Below are 22,607 nucleotides of genomic sequence, written 5' to 3' on the forward strand. Positions count from 1 at the left end.
AGTGCGGCGTTCATTGGCTTACCCCGGCTTGGCCACTGTCTTTGAGCGCCTTGGTCACTTCAGGCGGCATGTATTTCTCGTCGTGTTTGGCCAGCACTTCATCGGCCACCACCACGCCATCGGGGTTGATCTTGCCCAGGGCGACGATGCCCTGCCCTTCGCGGAACAGGTCCGGGAGGATGCCACGGTAGGTGATGGTCACGGCCTTGTTGAAATCGGTGACCACGAAGCGCACGTCCAGCGAGTCGGCCGAACGCACCAGCGAGCCTTTTTCCACCATGCCGCCGGCACGGATGCGGGTGTCCTTGGGGGCCTCGCCATTAGCGATCTGGGTAGGGGTGTAGAACAGGTTGATGTTCTGCTGCAGGGCGCTCAGGGCCAGGCCCACCGCCACCGCGACGCCGGCCAGCAGGCCGAGGATGATCAACAGTCGTTTCTTGCGCAGCGGATTCACTTGCCATTCTCCCGGCGCAAACGACGCGCCTCTTCTTGCAGGTAACGGCGGCGGGCCAGCACGGGCACGGCGACGTTGATCGCCAGCACGCTCAGGCAGATGCCGTAGGCCGTCCACACGTACAGGGCGTGATGGCCCATGGCGAGGAAATCGCCGAATGAAGCGAAACTCATGCCTTGCCCTCCAACTCGCTCAGCACTTGGGCCTTGACCCAACTGCTGCGGGCTTCGCGCTTGAGCACTTCCAGGCGCATGCGCATCAACAGCACGGCGCCGAAGAAACAGTAGAAGCCCAGGCCCGTGAACAGCAGCGGCAGCCACATCTCAGAGGGCATCTGCGGCCTTGAGGTAAAGCTGAACGTGTTGCCCTGATGCAGGGTGTTCCACCAGTCCACCGAGTATTTGATGATCGGGATGTTGATGACCCCGACGATAGCCAGCACCGCGCAGGCCTTGGCCGCGCTTTCACGGTTGCTGATGGCCTGGCCCAGGGCAATCAGGCCGAAATACAGGAACAACAGGATCAGCATCGAGGTCAGGCGTGCATCCCACACCCACCAACTGCCCCAGGTCGGTTTGCCCCAGATGGCCCCGGTGACCAGCGCCACGGCGGTCATCCAGGCACCGATGGGCGCGGCGCACTGCACGGCCACATCGGCGATCTTCATCTTCCACACCAGCCCTACCACGCCGGCCAGCGCGATCATCACGTAGCAGGACTGCGCCAGCATGGCCGCCGGCACGTGGATATAGATGATGCGAAAGCTGTTGCCCTGCTGGTAGTCCGGCGGCGCAAACGCCAGGCCCCAGACCACGCCAATGCCGATCAACAACGCGGCGGCGATACTCAGCCAGGGCAGCAAGCGCCCGCTGATACCATAAAACCACTTGGGCGAACCCAACTTGTGAAACCACGTCCAGCTCATCACGCTGCTATTCATCACGGTGCATCCTGGGTCTTTTGCTGGCCCCATGGGGCCAGACCTCATTATTCGCCGACGCTGATCTTCAGGCCAGCGGCTATTGCAAAGGGTGTCAGGGTTACCGCCAAGGCGGTCAGGCTACCCAACCACAGCAGAAAACCGGTCGCCGGCATACCCTGGAGCGCCGCCTGCAAGGCGCCACTGCCCAGGATCAACACCGGGATGTACAAAGGCAAAATCAACAGGGCCAGCAACAGGCCGCCCCGTTTCAAACCTACCGTAAGGGCTGCGCCCACCGCTCCCAGCAAACTCAACACCGGCGTGCCCAACAGCAGCGACGCCAGCAACACCGGCAGGCACGCCGCCGGCAGACCGAGCATCAACGCCAGCAAGGGCGCCAACAGCACCAGTGCCAGGCCGGAAAACAGCCAGTGCGCCAACACTTTGGCCAATACCAGCAGGGGCAGCGGGTGCGGTGAAAGCACCCATTGTTCCAGTGAACCGTCTTCGAAGTCACTGCGAAACAGCCCGTCCAGCGACAACAGCACCGCCAGCAAGGCGGCCACCCACACAAGCCCCGGGGACAGGGTTTTCAACAACTCGCTTTCCGGGCCCACGGCCAGCGGAAACAAAGCAATCACGATGGCGAAAAACACCAGCGGGTTGGCAAGCTCAGCAGGCCTGCGCACCAGCAAGCGCGCTTCACGGCGCAACAACGAGACAAATACCCCACTCATACGGCGTACTGCCCCAGGTCCAGGTCACGATAGCCTGAGGGCAACAGCCCCAGGGTGTGGTGGGTGGTGAGCACCACCATGCCGCCCTGCTCGCAATGGGCGGCCAAGTGCTGCTCCAACTGCGCCACGCCCTGCTTGTCCAAAGCGGTAAACGGCTCGTCTAGGATCCACAGGGGCGGGCTGTTCAAGTAAAGCCGAGCCAGGGCCACGCGACGCTGTTGGCCGGCAGACAATGTGTGACAGGGTACGTCCTCGAAACCGCGCAGGCCCACGGCCGCCAACGCCTGCCAGATGGCCTGGCGCCCGGCTGGCTGGTGCAGGGCACACAGCCAGGCGAGGTTTTCTTCGGCGCTGAGGACGTCCTTGATGCCCGCGGCATGGCCGATCCACAACAGGCTGCGGGCCAACTCACCCTGCTGCTGGCCCAAGGGCTTGCCATTGAGCAGCACCGTGCCTGCGGTCGGCCGCATCAGGCTGGCCAGCAGGCGCAACAGGCTGGTCTTGCCACTGCCGTTGGGGCCGCTGATTTGCAGCATGTCGCCAGGGGCCAGGTGCACATCGAGGTTTTCGAAGAGCATCCGCCCATCGCGCTCGCATGCCAGTGCCTGGGCTTGGAGTTCAAGGGTCAAGGAGTTGCCTTATCAAAATATGACGTTTGCCGCGGCCTTCAAGTAGGCTGTGTTCTGGCCGTTATACTGAGCAACGCCCGCAGTGTTGAATGTATACAAGACTTGGGCAAAGTTGGATCGGCATTATACATGCCAGGTCCGGCGACCATCATGGCAATTTCGATAGGTTGTACAGCGATGACCGGTGAGATCAACAGTATCGTCCCCCAGCTCCCCACCGCGCCCACGCGCGCCGCGGTGAGCAGCGGCGAGGTGCTGAAATTGCTGACCCCGCTCGACAGCCTGCTGGACATTGGCGACAGCGCCAAGGCCGAGGTCGTGGCCATCAAGCAAACGCCCCAGGATTTCCAACTGGCGCTCAAGCTGACCTTGGCCAACGGCCAGCAAACCACCGTGCAGGCCAGCAGCAACCAGGCCTTGCCCCAAGGCACGCAGGTCAGTGTCACGCAATTGCCCGCCGGTACCCTGGCCGTGGTGGTGCAACAGGCCAAGGCCACTGGCGTGGCCACCCTGACCCAGATCGACACGCAAAAGCTGCCCGTGGGCACCCTGGTGCAAGGCAAGGTAGTCAGCAGCCAGGTAATGAGCCAGGGCGGCACATTGCCGCCGGTCTATCGGGCACTGGTGACCTTACTCAACACGGTGCAGGCCGGCAGTACCCTGACCCTGGACAGCCCGCAACCGCTGCGCCCCGGCAGCCTGCTGACCGCCCAGGTGCAAGGCGCGCAGCAATTGAATGTCGTGCCCTTGAGCGGCCGTCTCGATCAACTGGAAGTCAGCCAGCAGTTCAACGCCCAACAAGCGCGCCAGGCTTCTTTGCAAGGGCTGTTCAGCGCCCTGCAGACGTTGGCCGGCAACCCCCAGGTAGCGGACGACCTGCGGGCCAGCGCCAACGCCCTGCTGGCCGGGCTGCCAGACATCCGCCAACTGGCCGACCCCAAGGCCGTGGCCCTGGCGCTGAACAACAGCGGCCTGTTCCTGGAAGCCAACTTACTGACCGATGCCGACCCGCAGGCCAGCCCAGACCTGAAGACCAGCCTGCTGCGCCTGATTGCCCAACTGGTGCCCAGCAACACCGTGTTCAACCCGGCACTCGCCGCCACGACGTTGGGCCAATCGCTGCCAGGCTACGTGCGCAACGCCTTGGGCATGCTTGGCCAGGTCGGCGAAAAGCCCCAGGCCAGCAGCTTTCCACTGGCCGGCAAGGCACTGCCAGGGTTTGACGGCGAAAACGACCTGGACCACCTGCTGCGCCTGGCCGCCGCCGCGGTCTCGCGCCTGCAAAGCCATCAACTGGCGAGCCTTGAGCAAACCGGCACCACCCCTGATGGCCGCCTGCAGACCACCTGGCAACTGGAAATCCCCATGCGCAACCACCAGGACATCGTGCCGTTGCAGGTCAAGGTGCAACGCGAAGACACCCAACAGCAACAAGACACCGAGCGTGAAGAAGCCCGCGAGCAGAAAGAAAAGCTCTGGCGCGTGGAGCTGGCCTTCAACCTCGAGCCCTTGGGCCCGTTGCAAGTTCAGGCGCAACTGCTGGCCGGCAGCCTGACCAGCCAGTTGTGGGCCGAGCGCGCCAGCACCGCCAGCCTGATCGAAAGCCAATTGGGCAGCCTGCGCGAGCGCCTGCTGGCTTCGGGCTTGAACGTGGGTGAATTGAACTGCCACCTGGGCACGCCGCCGCAAGGCCCGCGCACGTCGGTTGAACAACGCTGGGTGGACGAAACAGCATGAAGCACAAAGCGCCCCGCCAGGCCATCGCCCTGACCTACGATGGCCAACAAGCACCGACACTGTCCGCCAAGGGCGACGACGAACTGGCCGAGGCCATTTTGGCCATTGCCCGCCAGTACGAAGTACCGATCTACGAAAACGCCGAGTTGGTGAAGATGTTGGCCAAGCTGGAACTGGGTGACAGCATCCCGCAGGAGCTGTACCTGACCATTGCCGAGATCATCGCGTTTGCGTGGAATCTGAAGGGGAAATACCCGCAAGGGTTCGACCCCTCGCCGGCGCCGGTGGAACGCGACATCACCCCCGGCAGTTGAAAACGCGCAGGCCGCCCATTGAGCAGAACTGGTATTTCTGACAGTTACACTGCCAGAACAATGAGAGTTGAATAGTCCATGGATATTCACTGCACAGGAGCAGCACCATGGACGCATGCGTTACCGCGCTCACCACACTTGAAGATTTCACGCAAAAGGCCGGGTTCGACGGCGCTTCACTAACCTTCAAGCCCGGCAAACCCCGGGTGGTGATGCTCAAGTCCGAGGGCTGCAGCAATTGCCGCGATATGCAGAAAACCCTCGAGAGGTGGGCAAGCGAGCATCAAAATATCGACGTCTATATCTTGAACACTGAGGGTAACGGGGCATTTTTGCGACCCCTGGGAATCACGGCAGTGCCCACCCAGTTATTTATCGACAAGAATGGCTCAATGACCGAGGTCGTCGGTGGCGAAAGTGAACCCAATAACATTGCCCTGCGGGAGTTGAGTCGCTCCCTGTAGGAGCGGATTCATCCGCGAAGAACGCACCGCGGTATACCAGAAGCCCCGCAGCGATCTTTTCGCGGATAAATCCGCTCCTACAGGCCATCGCATTCTGTAGGAGCGGATTCATCCGCGAACAATGCACCGCGGTATACCAGAAGCCCCGCAGCGATCTTTTCGCGGATAAATCCGATCCTACAGGCCATCGCATTCTGTAGGAGCGGATTCATCCGCGAAGAACGCACCGCGGTATACCAGAAGCCCCGCAGCGATCTTTTCGCGGATAAATCCGCTCCTACAGGCCATCGCATTCTGTAGGAGCGGATTCATCCGCGAAGAATGCACCGCGGTATGCCAGAAGCCCCGCAGCGATCTTTTCGCGGATAAATCCGCTCCTACAGGCCATCGCATTCTGTAGGAGCGGATTCATCCGCGAAGAATGCACTGCGGTATACCAGAAGCCTCGCAGCGATCTTTTCGCGGATAAATCCGCTCCTACAGGCCATCGCATTCTGTAGGAGCGGATTCATCCGCGAAGAATGCACCGCAGTATATCAGCAGCCCCGCAGCGATCTTTTCGCGGATAAATCCGCTCCTACAGGCCATCGCATTCTGTAGGAGCGGATACATCCGCGAAGAATGCACCGCGGTATACCAGAAGCCCCGCAGCGATCTTTTCGCGGATAAATCCGCTCCTACGGCAGTGCGGCTAGCCGCGGTGCAGCTTGCTCATCAACTCGGCCTCGGCCTGGGTCAGGCCGCAGGACTGGGTCAACTCGTCGACGCTGGCACCCATGCCCACCAGGCGCGCAGCCTGGGCAAACGACAGGCTGGAAGGGTCGCGCTGCTCGATCTGCGCCAACTTGTCGGGCAACGGCGCTACCACCGCGCGCAACTCGTGCAGGTCTTCCCCCATGCGCACGGTGCCGTTCTGGTAGTCCTCGACCCTGCGCGCCAACTCCTTGATGCGCTGGTCACGCAGCGCATCGCCTTGGGCCTGCTGCTGCGCGATCTGCCGCTGGCCACGGGTGTAGACCATGAACATACCCAAGGTGGCTACCCACAGGATCGCCAGCACAATGACCGCTACCTCGAGAATCAATCAGATGCTCTCCAGCTCGGACCATTCTTCCTCGGTCATCATCTTGTCCAGTTCAACCAGGATCAGCAGTTCGCCGTTCTTGTTGCACACGCCCTGGATGAACTTGGCCGATTCCTCGTTGCCGACGTTCGGTGCGGTTTCCACTTCCGACTGACGCAGGTAGACCACTTCGGCCACGCTGTCGACCAGGATGCCGACCACTTGCTTGTCAGCCTCGATGATGACGATACGGGTGTTGTCGCTGACATCGGCCGGCATCAGGCCGAAGCGCTGGCGGGTGTCGATCACGGTAACCACGTTGCCGCGCAGGTTGATGATACCCAGCACGTAGCTCGGCGCACCCGGTACCGGAGCGATTTCGGTGTAGCGCAGCACTTCCTGTACCTGCATCACGTTGATGCCGTAAGACTCATTGTCCAGGCGAAAGGTTACCCACTGCAGAATAGGATCTTCGGAACCTTGTGCAGACGACTTCTTCATACCCCTAACCCCTCGAGAACCGTCGACGACGGTGTGTGCGTTACAAGGGCGCGCAAGCGCCACTCTTCATTTTTTCGGCTGGGCCGATGGTTTGGCAGATGCCTGTGTGTGCTGCATGTGCTTGACCGCGCCGCTGGCAATCAGCTCGGCAAGTTCGGCCACGTCCAGCAACGCACACATGTGTTCGATCACGGTGCCTGCCAGCCAAGGCCGCTGGCCCCGGTGGCTGCGCCATTTGATTTCATTGGGGTCCAGACGCAACGAGCGGCTGACCTGATGCACGGCCAACCCCCACTCGTAGCCCTGCACCGAAATAACGTATTGCAGGCCCTGCTGGAAGTCGTCGCGGTAGCGGTCGGGCATCACCCAGCGCGCGGTGTCCAGTACCTTCAGGTTACCGGCCTGGCTTGGCAGGATGCCAAGGAACCAGTTGGGCTGACCAAACAATGGGGTCAGCTCCTGGCCGGCCAAGGAATAGATCGAACCCAGGCACACCAACGGTACGGCCAAGGTCAAACCGGCGACATCGAACAGCAGGCATTCGAAGGGTTCAGCGGCCCAGTGCGGGCGGCCATCGCTGGTGACCGCGGGTGGCTGCGCGCCCACGGGCGCTGGCAAGTGTACGTCCACCAACGGCTCGGCCAACGCCACCATGGGCTCCGGCACTGGCGGCGCGACAGGTGCAGGTTCGGGCTCGGGCTCGGGGGCCACGACCGGCAGCGGCACGGGCGTTGCCACTGCCACTGGCACCGGCACCGGCACCGGCGCCAGCCTCACGACCTGCTGCACCGCCGCATCGCGGGCCTGCTCCTCGAGTACGGCCGCCTGGAAGTCATCCAGACCGTCCAGCAGGTCATTGCCGGCATCCAGCTCCTCGGTGGCTTCCTGCAACAAGCCGTCCAGGTAGGACTGCAAGGCCACATGGGGCTTGGTGGCGATATCGACGGGACGATTCATCAGGCCACCTGGCTAACGAGTTGTTGTGCCAGCAAGTGCTTGAGCAAGGCGCGATAGGCGACCACGCCGCGGCTCTTGGGATCAAACTGCGAGGGCGTCTGCCCGGCCCGGCTGGCATCGCGCAGGCGCGTGTCGACGGGTATGTAGCCCTGCCAGAGGTGCTCGGGGTAACCATCCTTCAACACTCGCAAGGTGCCCAGGGAGGCCTGGGTGCGGCGGTCGAACAGGGTGGGCACGATGCTGAACGGCAAGGCCTGCTTGCGCGAGCGATTGATCATTGCCAACGTGCTGACCATGCGTTCCAGGCCTTTGACCGCCAGGTACTCGGTTTGCACCGGGATCACCAACTGCTGGCTGGCAGCCAGGGCATTGACCATCAACACGCCGAGCAACGGCGGGCTGTCGATGATGGCGTAATCGAAATCCTGCCACAGCTGCGCCAGAGTTTTGGCTATCACCAACCCAAGGCCACTTTGGCCGGGCGATTGACGCTCCAGGGTGGCCAACGCCGTGCTCGAAGGCAGCAGCGAAATGCGCTCATCGCTGGTGGGCAACAGCAATTGACCCGGCAGGCCTTCGGGCACCAGGCCCTTGTGCAAAAACAGGTCGTAGCAGCTGTGTTCCAGGGCATCGGGGTTGTGCCCGAAATAACTGGTCATGGAGCCGTGGGGGTCCAGGTCGACCACGACCACGCGCTTGCCCGCCTCGGCCAGCAAGCCGGCCAGGGCGATCGAAGTGGTGGTCTTGCCGACCCCACCTTTTTGGTTGGCTACTGCCCAGACTCTCATAGGGTGATATTCCTCGCGGCACGGCAAACGGGACTTACCGTGGCATGCGACTCACTAAGTTATAAGGCCGGTGACGGGGAATTGACGGCATTGGCCCCCACCGACTGCGTTACGGGCGACGGTGCACTTTGTGTGCCAGCACGCCTCATTGCCGCGTCCGGCGTAGCATTGGCACTTCCAGCACCGGTCAAACTGCGCCGCACCTCCAGGTTGCGCGAAATCACCAGCACCACCCGACGGTTGTGCGCACGCCCCTCGGCGGTTGCGTTGGTGGCCACCGGCTGAAACTCGCCGTAGCCCACCGACGCCATGCGCCCTGGGTTGATCCCTTCCATGGCCAGCATGCGCACGATGCTCGACGCCCGCGCCGAAGACAGCTCCCAGTTGGTGGGGTACTGCGCGGTGCGGATCGGCTGGTCGTCGGTAAACCCTTCGACGTGCACTGGGTTGGCGTAGGGCTTGAGGATCTTCGCCACTTTTTCGATGATCGAGAACGCCTTGTCGCTGGGGATGGCATCGCCGCTGCCGAACAGCAGGCCGGACTTGAGTTCTATCTCGATCCACAACTCGTTGCCGCGCACGGTCAACTGGTTGGACTTGATCAGGTCGCCGAAACCGTCGCGCACCTCGTTGGCAATGGTTTGCAGCGGGTTGTCGGCGTTTTGCGCGATACCGGCATCGACCTCCTCGCTGTCCTTGACCAGGGGCTCGGAAGGCTTGACCGTGAGCGGCTTTTCGTCGCCGATCGGGATCGGCCGCAAGCTATTTGTCGGGGTCATTGAACACCCCGATCAGCGCCTGGGACAGCACCTTGTACTTGCCTTCGTTGATCGAGGAGATGGAATACATCACCACGAAAAAGGCGAACAGCAGGGTGATGAAGTCGGCATAGGACACCAGCCAGCGCTCGTGGTTTTCATGCTCTTCGTGTTGCTGGCGGCGATGACGACGGGCCATGGTCTACTCCATCAATCCATGAAGCCTTGCAGCTTCAATTCGATTGAACGCGGGTTCTCGCCTTCGGCGATCGACAAGATCCCCTCCAGCAGCATTTCCCGGTAGCGGGACTGGCGAATGGCGATGGCCTTGAGCTTGTTGGCCACCGGCAGCAGGATCAGGTTGGCCGTGGCCACGCCGTAGATGGTGGCAACGAAGGCCACGGCAATGCCACCGCCCAGTTGCGAGGGGTCGGCCAGGTTACCCATCACATGGATAAGGCCCATCACCGCACCGATGATACCGATGGTGGGCGCGTAGCCGCCCATGCACTCGAACACCTTGGCGGCCTGGATATCGCGGCTTTCCTGGGTCACGAAATCCACTTCGAGAATGCTGCGGATGGCCTCGGGCTCGGCGCCGTCCACCAGCAACTGCAAACCTTTGCGGGCATAGGTGTCAGGCTCGGTATCGGCCACGCTTTCCAGGCCCAGCAGGCCCTCCTTGCGCGCCGTGAGGCTCCAGTTGACCACCCGGTCGATGCCGCCGGCCAGGTCGATGCGCGGCGGGAACAGAATCCACACGGCGATCTGCATGGCCCGCTTGAACGCGCTGATGGGCGACTGCAACAGGCAGGCGGCCAAGGTGCCGCCGATCACGATCAGCGCCGCCGGGCCATTGAGCAGCGCGGACAAATGCCCGCCCTCCAGGAAGTTACCGCCAATGATGGCGACAAAAGCCAGGATGATCCCTATCAGGCTCAATACATCCATCAGACACACGCCTCCACCAGGTGACGGCCGATGTCATCCAGGCCATACACCGCGTCGGCGAGGTTGGCTTTGACGATGGCCATGGGCATACCGTAGATGACACAGCTGGCCTCATCCTGGGCCCAGATCTGGCTGCCGCCCTGCTTGAGCAGGCGCGCGCCTTCACGCCCGTCGGCGCCCATGCCGGTCAGCACCACGGCCAGCACTTTGTCGCCATAGGACTTGGCCGCCGAACCAAAGGTAATGTCCACGCAGGGCTTGTAATTGAGGCGCTCGTCGCCAGGCAGGATTTTCACCGTGCCCCGCCCGTCCACCATCATCTGTTTGCCACCTGGCGCCAACAGTGCCAGGCCCGGGCGCAGCACATCGCCGTCCTCGGCTTCTTTGACACTGATGCGGCACAGCTTGTCCAGGCGCTCGGCGAAGGCCTTGGTGAAGGCCGCCGGCATGTGCTGGATCAGCACGATCGGTGCCGCAAAGTTGGCCGGCAATTGGGTCAGCACCCGCTGCAGCGCCACTGGGCCACCGGTGGACGTGCCTATGGCGACCAATTTGTAGTGCTTGCGCTTGGGCGCCGGCGAATGGCTGGCCGGGGCGTGCGCGGGAGCTGCTGCCGGCGCGCGCGCCGCCAGGGTGCGGGCCGGCGCTTGCAGCCCACTGGCCGCTGGGGCTGACGCCGGTGCATGCGCAGCCGGCGCAGGGGCTGCGTAGGAGCTCAGGCGGCGGTTGCTGCGCGAGATGGTGTGAACCTTCTCGCAGAGCATCTGCTTGACCTTCTCGGGGTTGCGCGAGATGTCTTCGAAATTCTTCGGCAGGTAATCCACGGCACCGGCGTCCAGCGCATCCAGGGTAACCCGGGCGCCTTCATGGGTGAGCGAGGAGAACATCAGCACCGGCGTCGGGCAACGCTGCATGATGTGCCGCACGGCCGTGATGCCGTCCATCATGGGCATTTCGTAGTCCATGGTGATCACGTCCGGCTTGAGCGATTGAGCCAGGTCAATCGCCTCCTTGCCATTGGTCGCGGTACCGACTACCTGAATATTCGGATCCGAGGAAAGGATTTCCGAAACGCGGCGGCGGAAGAAACCCGAATCATCCACCACCAGGACCTTGACTGCCATAAACACTCCATTAAGCGGTGCGCACCAGGCGCACCGCCAAAGATCAGATACGCCGCGCCGCGTAGCGCTTGAGCATGCTCGGAACATCGAGAATCAGTGCGATGCGACCGTCACCGGTAATGGTGGCGCCCGACATGCCTGGCGTACCCTGGAGCATCTTGCCCAAAGGCTTGATCACCACTTCTTCCTGGCCCACCAACTGGTCGACCACGAAACCGATGCGCTGGGTGCCCACCGAGAGGATCACCACGTGGCCTTCGCGCTGCTCTTCGTGGGCAGCCGAACTGACCAGCCAGCGCTTGAGATAGAACAACGGCAGCGCCTTGTCGCGCACGATCACCACTTCCTGGCCGTCGACCACGTTGGTGCGCGACAGGTCCAGGTGGAAGATCTCGTTGACGTTGACCAGCGGGAAGGCGAACGCCTGGTTGCCCAGCATCACCATCAGGGTGGGCATGATCGCCAGGGTCAAAGGCACCTTGATGACGATCTTCGAGCCCTGGCCCTTGACCGAGTAGATGTTGATAGAGCCGTTGAGCTGGGAGATCTTGGTCTTGACCACGTCCATGCCGACACCACGGCCCGACACGTCGCTGATCTCGGTCTTGGTCGAAAAGCCCGGGGCGAAGATGAGGTTGTAGCAGTCGGTTTCGCTCAGGCGGTCGGCGGCGTCCTTGTCCATCAGGCCTTTTTCCACGGCCTTGGCGCGCAACACGTTGGGGTCCATGCCCTTGCCGTCGTCAGAGATCGACAGCAAGATGTGGTCGCCTTCCTGTTCGGCCGAGAGGACTACCTTGCCGTTGCGCGACTTGCCACTGGCTTCGCGCTCTTCAGGGGTTTCGATGCCGTGGTCGACTGCGTTGCGCACCAAGTGCACCAGCGGGTCGGCGAGGGCCTCGACCAGGTTTTTATCAAGGTCGGTCTCTTCGCCGACCAGCTCCAGGTTGATCTCTTTCTTGAGCTGGCGGGCCAGGTCGCGAACCTGGCGCGGGAAGCGCCCGAAGACCTTCTTGATCGGCTGCATGCGGGTCTTCATGACCGCGGTCTGCAGGTCGGCGGTAACCACGTCGAGGTTGGACACCGCCTTGGACATGGCTTCGTCGGCGCTGTTGGCCCCCAGGCGTACCAGGCGGTTACGCACCAGCACCAGTTCGCCGACCATGTTCATGATTTCGTCCAAGCGCGCGGTATCGACCCGCACGGTGGTTTCTGCTTCGCTGGCAGGCGGCTTTTCTGCTGCCGGGGCTGCCGCTCGGGCGGGTGCCGCGCGCTCAGCAGGCTTGGCGACAGGGGCCGGTGCCGGTTTGGCGACGGCCGCCGGGGCGGCTGCAACCGCAGTGGCCGCGGCCGGCGCTTCGCTGAACTTACCCTTGCCGTGCAGATCATCCAGCAGGGATTCGAACTCGTCGTCGGTGATGTGATCGCTGCTGGCAGGCGCCGCTGCAACCGCTGGCTTGGCAGGGGCCACTGCGTCGGCGGCAAAGCTGCCCTTGCCGTGCAACTGGTCGAGCAGGGCTTCGAATTCGTCGTCGGTGATTTCATCGCTGGCTGGCGCACCGCTCGACACCGCGACAGCCGCCACCGGCGCCACGGCCTCGGTGGTGAACTGGCCTTTGCCGTGCAATTGATCGAGCAGCGATTCGAATTCGTCGTCGGTGATTTCATCGCCTGCAACGGCGGCAGGTTCTGGCGCTTGTGCCTGCGCCTTGACCGCGTTCAACGAGTCGAGCAACTGCTCGAACTCGCTGTCGGTGATGTCGCCGGAGTCAGCCACTGGCGCTGGCTCGGCCATGGCCACAGGTGCGGGTACGTCTTCGGCGCTGGCAGGCTCTGCCAGGCGCGAAAGGGCGGCAAGCAACTGGGGGGTGGCCGGGGTGATGTCGGTGCGCTCACGGACTTCGCTGAACATGCCGTTCACCGCGTCGAGTGCCTCGAGCACCACGTCCATCAGCTCCGCATCGACGCGACGCTCACCCTTGCGCAGGATGTCGAACACGTTCTCGGCGATGTGGCAGCACTCCACCAGCTCATTGAGCTGGAGGAAGCCGGCGCCCCCTTTTACAGTGTGAAAACCGCGAAAAATTGCATTGAGCAGGTCGGCGTCATCTGGGCGGCTTTCCAGCTCGACCAGTTGCTCGGACAGCAACTCAAGAATTTCACCGGCTTCTACCAGAAAATCCTGAAGGATTTCTTCGTCGGCGCCGAAGCTCATATGTGCCCCTTAAAAACCAAGAACGTCTTTAGAAACCAAGACTGGATAGCAGATCGTCGACATCGTCCTGACCGGACACAACGTCTTCACGCTTATCGGCATGAATCTGCGGACCTTCACCCCGAGTTGGATGTTTTTCCTGATTTTTTTCTTCGCGCAGCTGTGCGTGGTCGTGTTCGATACCGGCAAAGCGGTCTACCTGGCTGGCCATGAGCACCAGCTTGAGCAGGTTGCTCTCCACTTCGGTCACCAACTGCGTCACGCGCTTGATCACCTGGCCGGTGAGGTCCTGGTAGTCCTGGGCCAGCAGGATATCGTTCAGCGCGCCGGACACCTGACGGTTGCCCTGCTCGCTCTTGACCAGGAAACTGTCGACCCGTTGCACCAGTTCGCGAAACTCCGGCGCAGCGATTTCCTTGCGCATGAAGCGCTGCCAGTCGACCCGCAGGCTCATGGCCTCGGCGCTGAGCTCATTGACCACCGGCGTGCTTTGCTCGACCAGGTCCATGGTGCGGTTGGCCGCACCCTCGGTGAGCCTGACCACGTAGGACAGGCGCTCGGTGGCATCGGTGATCTGCGAGACTTCCTCGGCTTGCGGCATGTGCGGGTCAATCTGAAAATTGACGATCGCACTGTGCAGCTCGCGGGTCAGCTTGCCGACTTCCTGATACAGGCCACGATCACGGGTCTGGTTCAGCTCATGGATCAGTTGCACAGCGTCGCCGAACTTGCCTTTTTCAAGGCTTTCGACCAACTGCTGGGCGTGTTTCTTCAGGGTCGACTCAAAGTCGCCCAAAGATGAATTGTTATGCTCCATAGCACCCCCGTGGCGGACATCAGCTATTGACGCGCTCAAAGATCTTTTCGATCTTCTCTTTCAGCACTTGTGCGGTGAATGGCTTGACCACGTAGCCGTTGACGCCGGCCTGGGCCGCTTCGATGATTTGCTCGCGCTTGGCTTCAGCAGTCACCATCAACACCGGGAGGTGCTTGAGGCGATCGTCGGCACGCACTTGGCGCAGCAGGTCGATACCCGACATGCCTGGCATGTTCCAGTCGGTCACCAGGAAGTCGAAGGCACCGCTGTGCAGCATTGGCAGCGCGGTGTTGCCATCGTCGGCTTCCTGGGTATTGGTGAAGCCCAGGTCACGCAACAGGTTCTTGATGATCCGCCGCATCGTCGAGAAGTCGTCAACGATGAGGATTTTCATGTTCTTGTCCAATTAGACCTCCAAGCAGTCTTTAACCCGTCCGAACTGCGGACGGGCACTCAATCAAATCTGGCTTGCGCCCCACACCACTCGCAGCGCACCGAACAGCGCACGCCACGCCCCTAAACTCTATGACCCTGCACACACAACAGCGGGCTCCTACAGAGCCCGCTTCTGCACAACCGCAACCTGCTCAGCGCGCGCGCCATTCCCCCAGGCGCCCTCGCAACCGCGCAGCACACTGGCTGTGCAACTGGCTGACGCGAGACTCACTCACGCCCAGCACTTCGCCAATCTCCTTGAGGTTCAGCTCCTCGTCGTAATAGAGGGCCAATACCAGGCGCTCACGCTCCGGAAGGTTGGCGATCGCGTCGGCCAAGGCTGCCTGGAAGCGCTCGTCTTCCAGGTCCCGCGAGGGCTCCAGGCCCGCGCTGGCACCATCCTCATGCAGGCCTTCGTGCTCGCCGTCCTGCAACAGGTCGTCGAAACTGAAAAGGCGGCTGCCCAAGGTGTCGTTCAAAATCCCGTAATAATCATCCAGGCTTAATTGGAGTTCGGCCGCAACCTCGTGATCTTTAGCGTCACGCCCGGTTTTTGACTCGATTGCCCGGATTGCGTCACTGACCATGCGCGTATTGCGGTGCACCGAGCGCGGTGCCCAATCGCCCTTGCGCACTTCATCGAGCATGGCCCCGCGGATACGAATGCCGGCATAGGTCTCAAAGCTCGCGCCCTTGGTGGAGTCGTACTTGGTCGACACTTCGAGCAAGCCGATCATGCCCGCCTGGATCAGGTCTTCGACCTGGACGCTGGCTGGCAAGCGCGCCAGCAAGTGGTAGGCAATGCGCTTGACCAGGGGCGCATAGCGCTCGATCAATTCGTACTGCTGAGACTCGCGGGAGGCCTTGCTGTACATCCGGTAGCCGCTGGCGCTCATGAGACGGGCCCTGCGCTGGTTTGCTGCACCAGGCGTTCGACAAAGAACTCCAGATGCCCACGTGGGTTGGCTGGCAACGGCCAGGTGTCGACCTTCTGCGCGATGGCCTTGAACGCCAGGGCGCATTTGGAACGCGGGAACGCCTCGTACACGGCGCGCTGCTTTTGCACCGCCTTGCGCACGCACTCGTCATAAGGCACGGCGCCCACGTACTGCAGGGCAACGTCGAGGAAGCGGTCGGTAACCTTGGTCAACTTGGCGAACAGGTTGCGACCTTCCTGCGGGCTCTGCGCCATGTTGGCCAGCACCCGGAAACGGTTCATGCCGTAGTCGCGGTTAAGCAACTTGATCAACGCGTAGGCGTCGGTGATGGACGTGGGCTCATCGCACACCACCAGCAATACTTCTTGCGCGGCGCGGACGAAACTGACCACCGAGTCACCAATGCCGGCAGCGGTGTCGATCACCAGCACATCGAGGTTGTCGCCAATGTCGCTGAACGCCTGGATCAGGCCTGCGTGCTGCGCCGGCGTGAGGTGCACCATGCTCTGGGTACCGGAAGCGGCCGGCACGATGCGGATGCCACCCGGCCCCTGCAACAGTACGTCGCGCAGCTCGCAGCGCCCTTCGATCACGTCGGCCAGGGTTCGCTTGGGCGTCAGGCCCAGCAGGACGTCGACGTTCGCCAGCCCCAGGTCGGCGTCCAGCAGCATGACCCGACGGCCAAGCTCTGCCAGGGCCAGGGACAAGTTCACTGACACGTTAGTCTTGCCGACGCCACCTTTGCCGCCGGTCACCGCGATCACCTGTACGGGATGCATGCTGCCCATGTTTGTTCTTTACCTTGTCTTACTTAGACCGAGGCCACACGATTTGCTGCGCTTTCATCAACTGAAAAATACTTGGCAGTCCATCAATGTAGGTAGATTGCAACGTCTTGTTACCACTCACCTCAGCCAACACGTTTACTCGGGCTGTGGTAGAGATCAGCGAACATATCGGCCATGGCCTCTTCACTGGGCTCATCCTGCATTTGCACGTTGACCGCACGGCTGACCAACTGATGCCGGCGCGGCAGGTGCAAATCGTCCGGAATACGTGGCCCATCGGTGAGATAGGCCACTGGTAATTCATGACTGATCGCCAGGCTCAGCACTTCGCCGAGGCTGGCACTTTCATCCAGCTTGGTCAGAATACATCCAGCCAGGCCGCAACGCTTGTAACTGTGATACGCCGCGGTCAATACCTGCTTTTGACTGGTTGTAGCCAGTACCAGGTAATTGCGTGCGCGGATGCCCCGGCCTGCCAGGCTTTCCAGCTGCATGCGCAGGGCCGGGTCGCTGGCTTGCAAGCCCGCGGTGTCGATCAACACCACACGCTTGCGCAGCAACGGCTCCAGCGCCTGGGCCAGTGACTGGCCGGGGTCTACATGGGTCACCGACACATTGAGAATACGCCCCAGGGTCTTGAGTTGCTCCTGGGCACCAATGCGAAAGCTGTCCATGCTCACCAGTGCGATGTTCTGCGCACCGTACTTGAGTACGTAACGGGCAGCCAGCTTGGCCAGCGTCGTGGTCTTGCCCATGCCTGCCGGGCCGACCATGGCGATCACCCCGCCCTCCTCCAAAGGCTCTGCCTCGGGGGTCATAATCATACGCGCCAAGTGCGCCAGAAGCATCCGCCACGCTTGGCGCGGCTCTTCGATGTCGCCCACCATGGCCAGCAGCTCGCGTGACAGCGGGCCCGACAGGCCGATGCGCTGCAGGCGACGCCACAGGTTGGCCTGCTGCGGCTTGCTGCCTTGCAGTTGCGTCCAGGCCAGGGAGCCCAATTGCACTTCCAGCAGCTCGCGCAAACCATTGAGTTCCGAGCGCATGGAGTCGAACAGCCGCTGGTCTACCGTCGCCTGCGCCGGTGGCGCGACGTAAGGGCGCGCAGGCTCCTCGAAGTGTGGCTCCACCAAAGGCTCCGACGCCGTCAGCGGCAAGCCGGCGAACAACTGGCGATTGGTAGTGGCTTCGCTTTCGCTGCCGGCACCCAGGCCTGCTTGCGCAGTGACGATGCGCGACTGGGTCTTGCGCAGCTCATCCTCGAGTTCGATGTTTGGTACCCGTGGCGCCAGCGCGGACAGTTTGTAGTCCAGCGCAGCCGTGAGCTCGACACCGCCGGCGATCCGACGGTTGCCGATGATCGCGGCATCGGCGCCCAGCTCATCGCGGACCAGTTTCATGGCCTGACGCATATCGGCGGCGAAAAAACGCTTAACTTGCATAACCCACTACCTCAGCCGTTGGGCCCTACTGTCGCCACGATGGTGACTTGCTTGTTATCAGGGATTTCCTGATAAGCCAATACATGTAAATTCGGTACCGCCAGGCGACCAAACCGCGACAACATCGCGCGGATCGGACCGGCCACCAGCAGGATCACCGGCTGGCCTTGCATTTCTTGGCGCTGGGCCGCGTCGATCAGTGAACGCTGGAGCTTCTCGGCCATGCTTGGCTCGAGTAGAACGCCTTCTTCCTGACCTTGACCACCCTTCTGCAAACTACTGAGCAAAATCTGTTCCAACCTTGGCTCCAAGGTGATCACAGGCAGCTCAGACTCAACGCCTACAATGCTTTGGACGATGGCGCGGGACAAACCGACCCGAACGGCCTGCACCAGCGCGGCAGTATCTTGACTCTTGACGGCATTGTTGGCGATGGCTTCGGCAATGCTGCGGATGTCGCGCACCGGCACCTGTTCGGCCAGCAGCGCCTGCAACACCTTAAGCAAATTGGACAGCGACAGCACGCCGGGCACCAACTCTTCGGCAAGCTTTGGCGAGCCTTTTGCCAATACCGCCAGCAATTGCTGGACTTCCTCGTGGCCGATCAGTTCGTGGGCGTGCTTTTGCAGGATCTGGTTCAAGTGCGTGGCGACAACCGTACTGGCATCCACCACCGTGTAGCCCAGCGACTGGGCCTGGGACCGGTGGCTGAGTTCGATCCACACCGCCTCCAGGCCAAAAGCCGGATCCTTGGCGGTAATGCCCTGCAAGGTGCCAAACACCTGGCCCGGGTTGATCGCCAACTCTCGGTCAGGGTAAATCTCGGCCTCCGCCAGGATCACCCCCATCAGGGTGAGCCGGTAGGCACTGGGGGCCAGGTCGAGGTTGTCGCGTATATGCACGGTGGGCATCAGGAAGCCCAGGTCCTGGGAGAGCTTCTTGCGCACCCCCTTGATCCGCGCCAGCAATTGCCCACCCTGGTTGCGGTCCACCAGCGGGATCAGGCGGTAGCCGACCTCAAGGCCGATCATGTCGATCGGCGTGACATCGTCCCAGCCCAGCTCCTTGGTGTCCTGGGCGCGGGTTGGCGACGGCAGCAGGTCTTGCTGGCGCTGCACTTCGGCGAGGGCCACGGCCTTGATCTGATTTTGCTTCTTGAACACCAGGTAAGCCGCGCCACCTGCCATCAGCGCCAGGCTGAGGAACGACACATGGGGCATGCCCGGTACCAGGCCCATCACCGCCATCAAGCCGGCCGATACGGCCAGGGCCTTGGGCGAGGCAAACATTTGCCGGCTGATCTGCTTGCCCATCTCTTCGGAGCCCGATGCGCGGGTCACCATGATCGCCGCCGCCGTGGACAACAGCAGTGATGGCAATTGCGCCACCAAACCGTCACCGATGGTCAGCAAGGCGTAGATCTTGCCGGCTTCGCTGAAGCTCAGGTTGTGCTGGAAGATGCCGATGGCCATGCCGCCCAGCAGGTTGATAAACAGGATCAACAGGCCGGCGATGGCGTCGCCACGCACGAACTTGCTGGCACCGTCCATGGAGCCGTAGAACTCGGCTTCCTGAGCCACTTCGGCACGGCGCAGCTTGGCCTGGGCCTGATCGATGAGGCCGGCGTTGAGGTCGGCGTCGATGGCCATCTGCTTGCCGGGCATGGCGTCGAGGGTGAAACGCGCGCTCACTTCGGAGATACGCCCGGCACCCTTGGTGACCACCACGAAGTTGATGATCATGAGGATGGCGAACACCACCACGCCGACCACGTAGTTGCCGCCGATCACCACCTCGCCGAACGCCTGGATCACCTTGCCTGCCGCGGCATGGCCTTCCTGGCCATGCAGCATGACCACCCGCGTGGACGCCACGTTCAGCGCCAGGCGCATCAGCGTGGCCACCAGCAGGATGGTCGGGAATACGGCAAAGTCCAGCGGCCGCAGGGCGTACACGCACACCAACAGCACCACGATCGACAAGGCAATGTTGAAGGTGAAGAACACGTCGAGCAAAAACGGCGGCACTGGCAACATCATCATTGCCAGCATGACCAACAGCAACAGCGGCACACCCAGGTTGCCTCGGCCCAGGCCGACCAGGTTACTGCGAGCGGTGTTGATTAACTGTGAACGATCCACCGATATCCCTCGTGATCTCAAGCAAACTTTTGACGCCAAAACGCGCCTTGGGCATGCCTTTGCAAAAAGCTGTCCAACTTTGCTAATCGAGGTCGTAGGAGCGGCGGCCCGGTGCCACGGTTCATACGCGAAAGGCGTGCTGCGGCCTACCTGATGTTTTCGCGGCGCTTTTTTCGCGGATTAATCCGCGACTACGCGGCCGAGTTGCCATGTAGGGCCAGCAAAAACACCGGTTATTGATCGCGACGTAAATCAGGCGGTATCGGCAAGTCACCCAGCGGCGTTGGCCGCTTGGCCATACCCTTGCGGTACTGGCGGATCTGATAGACGTAGGCCAGTACTTGCGCCACGGCCAGGTACAAGCCGGCCGGGATCTGCTGCTCAAGTTCGGTGGAGTAGTAGATCGAACGCGCCAGGGCCGGCGACTCGAGTACCTGGATTTTGTGCTCGTTGGCGATCTCGCGGATTTTCAACGCGATGAAATCGGCGCCCTTGGCCAGCAGCATCGGCGCGCCGCCCTTCTGCGGGTCATACTTGAGCGCAACGGCGTAGTGCGTCGGGTTGGTGATGATCACGTCGGCCGTGGGGATGGCCGCCATCATGCGCCGCTGGGACATTTCGCGCTGCAGTTGGCGAATGCGTTGCTTGACCTCGGGCCGGCCTTCGCTGTCCTTGTGCTCGTCGCGCACTTCCTGCTTGGTCATCAACAGCTTCTGGCGGCCCTGGTACATCTGGATCGGTACGTCCACCGCAGCGATCAGCAGCAGGCCCACGGCCATCCACAATGCGCTCCAGCCCACCACTTGCACGCTATGGATGATGGCGCTTTCCAGCGGTTCCTGGGCGATGCGCAACAGGTCATCACGGTCCTTGTTCAGCACCACTAGCGCCACGGCCAGCGTCACCAGGAACTTGGCGAAGGCTTTGAGCAACTCCGCCAGGGCATGGGTGGAGAACATGCGTTTCAAGCCGCTCAAGGGGTTCATGCGGCTGAACTTGGGCGCCAACGAGCCTGCGGCAAACAGCCAGCCGCCCAGCGAGATCGGCCCCACCAGCGCGGCGATCACCAGCACCAGCAAAATCGGCTGCACGGCCATGATCGCCATCTTGCCGGAGATCAGCAGGAACACACCCATCTGCTTTTCATCGGTGATCACTTCGCGGGTCAGCGAGAAGTTCATGCGCATGAGTTCCAGCAGCGTCTCGGCCAGGTGGCCGCCATACGCCAACAGCCCGCCGGTGCCGGCCAGCATCACGATGAAGGTGTTCAACTCCTTGGACCGCGCGACCTCACCCTTTTCCCGTGATTCGCGCCGACGTTTGTCCGTGGGGTCTTCTGTCTTGTCCTGACCGCTCTCGCTTTCTGCCATGGTTCAGCGCGCCCGTGCCAATTCACGCAGCCACTGCAAGGCCTGGGAGGCCAGTGGCTGATACTGGTTGAGAATGTCCGCCATGCTGATCCACAGGATCACCATGCCCAATACCAGGGTCAAGGGGAAGCCGATGGAAAAGATATTCAATTGCGGCGCCGCGCGGGTCATCACGCCAAAAGCCACGTTGACCACTAGCAAGGCCGTGATGGCCGGCAATACCAGCAGCACCGCGGCGCCGAACACCCAACCCATGTGGGTGACCAGCTCCCAGAAATGATTGACCAGCAAGGCATTGCCCACCGGCAGCGTGGTGAAGCTCTCAGTCAATACTTCAAACACCACCAGGTGGGCGTTCATGCCCAAAAACAGCAAGGTCACCAGCATGGTGAAGAATTGCCCCACCACCGCCACCGACACGCCATTGGTAGGGTCGACCATGGACGCGAAGCCCATGCCCATCTGCACCGCGATGATCTGCCCGGCCACCACGAACGCCTGGAACAACAACTGTAGCGAGAACCCCAGCAACGCGCCGATGATGATCTGCTCGCCCACCAGCAACAGCGCCCTCAGGTTCAACGCATCCACCACCGGCATGGGCGGCAGCCCGGGCACGATCACCACGGTGATCGCCAGGGCCATATACAGGCGCACGCGCTTGGGTACCAGGGTGGTACCGAAGATCGGCATGGTCATCAACACGGCCATGACCCGGAACAGTGGCAGCACGAAGCTGGCCACCCAGGCACCGATCTGGGCGTCGGTGAGTTGCAGGAGAGGGTTCATCCGATCAGCTGCGGGATACTGGTGTACAGGTTGGTGATGTACTCCATGAACACCCGGACCAGCCAAGGCCCGATCACGATCAGGGTAATGAGCATCACCAGCAGGCGCGGCAGGAAACTCAAGGTTTGTTCGTTGATTTGCGTGGCGGCCTGAAACATCGCCACCAGCAGGCCCACCAACAAGCTCGGCACCACCAGGATGGCCACCATCATGGTGGTCAGCCACAGGGCATCGCGAAACAGATCGACGGCGACTTCAGGCGTCATGACGAACCTC

24 protein-coding genes and 1 pseudogene are annotated in these 22,607 nt (G+C 61.9%); 3 read left to right on the top strand and 22 right to left on the bottom strand.

Translation table 11 applies throughout. The features are described from left to right. Positions 1-10 precede the first annotated feature (10 nt). Genes ccmE through ccmA form a run of 5 tightly spaced genes read right to left on the bottom strand, consistent with a single transcriptional unit; the run spans position 11 to position 2,742 of the window. The gene (ccmE, locus tag L9B60_RS04755) at positions 11-454 is read right to left on the bottom strand and encodes a cytochrome c maturation protein CcmE (RefSeq protein WP_249676837.1); all 444 of its coding nucleotides are present in this window, start codon (positions 452-454) and stop codon (positions 11-13) included. Beyond that, positions 451-627: a heme exporter protein CcmD gene (gene ccmD / locus L9B60_RS04760; protein ID WP_249676839.1), complete on the bottom strand. Its 177-nt coding sequence runs from the start codon at positions 625-627 to the stop codon at positions 451-453. The genes ccmE and ccmD overlap by 4 nt, the downstream gene beginning before the upstream one ends. Then, entirely contained in the window at positions 624-1,382 is a 759-nt protein-coding gene (locus tag L9B60_RS04765) for a heme ABC transporter permease (protein WP_249679657.1), read from the bottom strand. Before L9B60_RS04765 ends, ccmD begins: the two co-directional genes overlap by 4 nt. Positions 1,383-1,441: 59 nt before the next feature. Beyond that, positions 1,442-2,113, bottom strand: a complete 672-nt coding sequence (ccmB, locus tag L9B60_RS04770; protein WP_249676841.1) for a heme exporter protein CcmB — start codon at positions 2,111-2,113, stop codon at positions 1,442-1,444. Further along, a complete protein-coding gene (gene ccmA, locus L9B60_RS04775; RefSeq protein ID WP_283780563.1) occupies positions 2,110-2,742 on the bottom strand; it encodes a cytochrome c biogenesis heme-transporting ATPase CcmA in 633 nt (210 codons plus the stop codon). Before ccmA ends, ccmB begins: the two co-directional genes overlap by 4 nt. Positions 2,743-2,919: 177 nt before the next feature. On the opposite strand from ccmA, the gene fliK reads away from it, so the two are divergent. From fliK to L9B60_RS04790, 3 genes are all read left to right on the top strand, one after another. Continuing rightward, complete coding sequence (gene fliK / locus L9B60_RS04780) at positions 2,920-4,479, top strand: flagellar hook-length control protein FliK (RefSeq protein WP_249676843.1); 1,560 nt, start codon at positions 2,920-2,922, stop codon at positions 4,477-4,479. Next, positions 4,476-4,793 (top strand): EscU/YscU/HrcU family type III secretion system export apparatus switch protein, encoded by a 318-nt coding sequence (locus L9B60_RS04785; protein ID WP_249676845.1) that lies wholly within the window; start codon positions 4,476-4,478, stop codon positions 4,791-4,793. Before fliK ends, L9B60_RS04785 begins: the two co-directional genes overlap by 4 nt. Positions 4,794-4,900: 107 nt before the next feature. Further along, entirely contained in the window at positions 4,901-5,257 is a 357-nt protein-coding gene (locus tag L9B60_RS04790; protein WP_249676847.1) for a thioredoxin family protein, read from the top strand. Positions 5,258-5,948: 691 nt separating this feature from the next. Here the strand turns inward: L9B60_RS04790 and L9B60_RS04795 are convergent. From L9B60_RS04795 to fliQ, 17 genes and pseudogenes are all read right to left on the bottom strand, one after another. Continuing rightward, positions 5,949-6,341: a DUF2802 domain-containing protein gene (locus tag L9B60_RS04795; protein WP_249676849.1), complete on the bottom strand. Its 393-nt coding sequence runs from the start codon at positions 6,339-6,341 to the stop codon at positions 5,949-5,951. Continuing rightward, entirely contained in the window at positions 6,342-6,821 is a 480-nt protein-coding gene (locus L9B60_RS04800) for a chemotaxis protein CheW (RefSeq protein WP_027981645.1), read from the bottom strand. 66 nt (positions 6,822-6,887) lie between these two features. Next, positions 6,888-7,778, bottom strand: coding sequence for a CheW domain-containing protein (locus L9B60_RS04805; RefSeq protein ID WP_249676851.1), 891 nt, complete (start codon positions 7,776-7,778; stop codon positions 6,888-6,890). After that, positions 7,778-8,566: a ParA family protein gene (locus tag L9B60_RS04810; protein ID WP_249676854.1), complete on the bottom strand. Its 789-nt coding sequence runs from the start codon at positions 8,564-8,566 to the stop codon at positions 7,778-7,780. The genes L9B60_RS04805 and L9B60_RS04810 overlap by 1 nt, the downstream gene beginning before the upstream one ends. Before the next feature lie 59 nt (positions 8,567-8,625). Continuing rightward, positions 8,626-9,523: pseudogene (gene motD, locus L9B60_RS04815) on the bottom strand (flagellar motor protein MotD). An 11-nt stretch (positions 9,524-9,534) separates the two neighbouring features. Then, entirely contained in the window at positions 9,535-10,275 is a 741-nt protein-coding gene (locus tag L9B60_RS04820; RefSeq protein ID WP_249676856.1) for a flagellar motor protein, read from the bottom strand. Next, positions 10,275-11,399 (bottom strand): protein-glutamate methylesterase/protein-glutamine glutaminase, encoded by a 1,125-nt coding sequence (locus L9B60_RS04825; protein ID WP_249676859.1) that lies wholly within the window; start codon positions 11,397-11,399, stop codon positions 10,275-10,277. Before L9B60_RS04825 ends, L9B60_RS04820 begins: the two co-directional genes overlap by 1 nt. A gap of 43 nt (positions 11,400-11,442) precedes the next feature. Further along, positions 11,443-13,611 carry a chemotaxis protein CheA gene (locus tag L9B60_RS04830; RefSeq protein WP_249676861.1) on the bottom strand — a complete coding sequence of 723 codons (2,169 nt, stop codon included), beginning with the start codon at positions 13,609-13,611 and terminating at the stop codon, positions 11,443-11,445. Positions 13,612-13,639: 28 nt separating this feature from the next. Continuing rightward, complete coding sequence (locus L9B60_RS04835) at positions 13,640-14,428, bottom strand: protein phosphatase CheZ (protein WP_249676864.1); 789 nt, start codon at positions 14,426-14,428, stop codon at positions 13,640-13,642. 19 nt (positions 14,429-14,447) lie between these two features. Beyond that, on the bottom strand, positions 14,448-14,822 hold the full coding sequence (locus L9B60_RS04840) for a chemotaxis response regulator CheY (protein WP_249676866.1): 375 nt from the start codon (positions 14,820-14,822) through the stop codon (positions 14,448-14,450). A gap of 193 nt (positions 14,823-15,015) precedes the next feature. After that, the gene (gene fliA, locus L9B60_RS04845; protein WP_249676868.1) at positions 15,016-15,759 is read right to left on the bottom strand and encodes an RNA polymerase sigma factor FliA; all 744 of its coding nucleotides are present in this window, start codon (positions 15,757-15,759) and stop codon (positions 15,016-15,018) included. Further along, on the bottom strand, positions 15,756-16,589 hold the full coding sequence (gene fleN / locus L9B60_RS04850; RefSeq protein WP_008374846.1) for a flagellar synthesis regulator FleN: 834 nt from the start codon (positions 16,587-16,589) through the stop codon (positions 15,756-15,758). The genes fliA and fleN overlap by 4 nt, the downstream gene beginning before the upstream one ends. Positions 16,590-16,711: 122 nt before the next feature. After that, positions 16,712-18,031, bottom strand: coding sequence for a flagellar biosynthesis GTPase FlhF (gene flhF, locus L9B60_RS04855; RefSeq protein WP_249676871.1), 1,320 nt, complete (start codon positions 18,029-18,031; stop codon positions 16,712-16,714). Positions 18,032-18,042: 11 nt separating this feature from the next. Then, complete coding sequence (gene flhA / locus L9B60_RS04860) at positions 18,043-20,172, bottom strand: flagellar biosynthesis protein FlhA (RefSeq protein ID WP_249676873.1); 2,130 nt, start codon at positions 20,170-20,172, stop codon at positions 18,043-18,045. A gap of 233 nt (positions 20,173-20,405) precedes the next feature. After that, positions 20,406-21,542 carry a flagellar biosynthesis protein FlhB gene (flhB, locus tag L9B60_RS04865; RefSeq protein WP_249676875.1) on the bottom strand — a complete coding sequence of 379 codons (1,137 nt, stop codon included), beginning with the start codon at positions 21,540-21,542 and terminating at the stop codon, positions 20,406-20,408. Between the two features lie 3 nt (positions 21,543-21,545). Next, complete coding sequence (gene fliR / locus L9B60_RS04870) at positions 21,546-22,331, bottom strand: flagellar biosynthetic protein FliR (protein ID WP_249676878.1); 786 nt, start codon at positions 22,329-22,331, stop codon at positions 21,546-21,548. Beyond that, entirely contained in the window at positions 22,328-22,597 is a 270-nt protein-coding gene (fliQ, locus tag L9B60_RS04875) for a flagellar biosynthesis protein FliQ (protein ID WP_249676880.1), read from the bottom strand. Before fliQ ends, fliR begins: the two co-directional genes overlap by 4 nt. Between the last annotated feature and the right edge of the window lie 10 nt (positions 22,598-22,607).

This window comes from Pseudomonas abieticivorans (assembly GCF_023509015.1).
In the GTDB taxonomy this organism is placed as follows: domain Bacteria; phylum Pseudomonadota; class Gammaproteobacteria; order Pseudomonadales; family Pseudomonadaceae; genus Aquipseudomonas; species Aquipseudomonas abieticivorans.

Excerpts from the sequence above, each read along its gene's own strand:
- L9B60_RS04820 (WP_249676856.1), bottom strand. The coding sequence starts at position 10,275 with ATGGATGTATTGAGCCTGATAGGGATCATCCTGGCTTTTGTCGCCATC.
- fliK (WP_249676843.1), top strand. The coding sequence starts at position 2,920 with ATGACCGGTGAGATCAACAGTATCGTCCCCCAGCTCCCCACCGCGCCC.
- L9B60_RS04785 (WP_249676845.1), top strand. The coding sequence starts at position 4,476 with ATGAAGCACAAAGCGCCCCGCCAGGCCATCGCCCTGACCTACGATGGC.
- L9B60_RS04825 (WP_249676859.1), bottom strand. The coding sequence starts at position 11,399 with ATGGCAGTCAAGGTCCTGGTGGTGGATGATTCGGGTTTCTTCCGCCGC.
- ccmD (WP_249676839.1), bottom strand. The coding sequence starts at position 627 with ATGAGTTTCGCTTCATTCGGCGATTTCCTCGCCATGGGCCATCACGCC.
- L9B60_RS04810 (WP_249676854.1), bottom strand. The coding sequence starts at position 8,566 with ATGAGAGTCTGGGCAGTAGCCAACCAAAAAGGTGGGGTCGGCAAGACC.
- fliR (WP_249676878.1), bottom strand. The coding sequence starts at position 22,331 with ATGAACCCTCTCCTGCAACTCACCGACGCCCAGATCGGTGCCTGGGTG.
- L9B60_RS04800 (WP_027981645.1), bottom strand. The coding sequence starts at position 6,821 with ATGAAGAAGTCGTCTGCACAAGGTTCCGAAGATCCTATTCTGCAGTGG.
- L9B60_RS04830 (WP_249676861.1), bottom strand. The coding sequence starts at position 13,611 with ATGAGCTTCGGCGCCGACGAAGAAATCCTTCAGGATTTTCTGGTAGAA.
- fleN (WP_008374846.1), bottom strand. The coding sequence starts at position 16,589 with ATGGGCAGCATGCATCCCGTACAGGTGATCGCGGTGACCGGCGGCAAA.
- fliQ (WP_249676880.1), bottom strand. The coding sequence starts at position 22,597 with ATGACGCCTGAAGTCGCCGTCGATCTGTTTCGCGATGCCCTGTGGCTG.
- flhB (WP_249676875.1), bottom strand. The coding sequence starts at position 21,542 with ATGGCAGAAAGCGAGAGCGGTCAGGACAAGACAGAAGACCCCACGGAC.
- L9B60_RS04805 (WP_249676851.1), bottom strand. The coding sequence starts at position 7,778 with ATGAATCGTCCCGTCGATATCGCCACCAAGCCCCATGTGGCCTTGCAG.
- ccmB (WP_249676841.1), bottom strand. The coding sequence starts at position 2,113 with ATGAGTGGGGTATTTGTCTCGTTGTTGCGCCGTGAAGCGCGCTTGCTG.
- L9B60_RS04790 (WP_249676847.1), top strand. The coding sequence starts at position 4,901 with ATGGACGCATGCGTTACCGCGCTCACCACACTTGAAGATTTCACGCAA.
- L9B60_RS04840 (WP_249676866.1), bottom strand. The coding sequence starts at position 14,822 with ATGAAAATCCTCATCGTTGACGACTTCTCGACGATGCGGCGGATCATC.
- L9B60_RS04835 (WP_249676864.1), bottom strand. The coding sequence starts at position 14,428 with ATGGAGCATAACAATTCATCTTTGGGCGACTTTGAGTCGACCCTGAAG.
- flhF (WP_249676871.1), bottom strand. The coding sequence starts at position 18,031 with ATGCAAGTTAAGCGTTTTTTCGCCGCCGATATGCGTCAGGCCATGAAA.
- fliA (WP_249676868.1), bottom strand. The coding sequence starts at position 15,759 with ATGAGCGCCAGCGGCTACCGGATGTACAGCAAGGCCTCCCGCGAGTCT.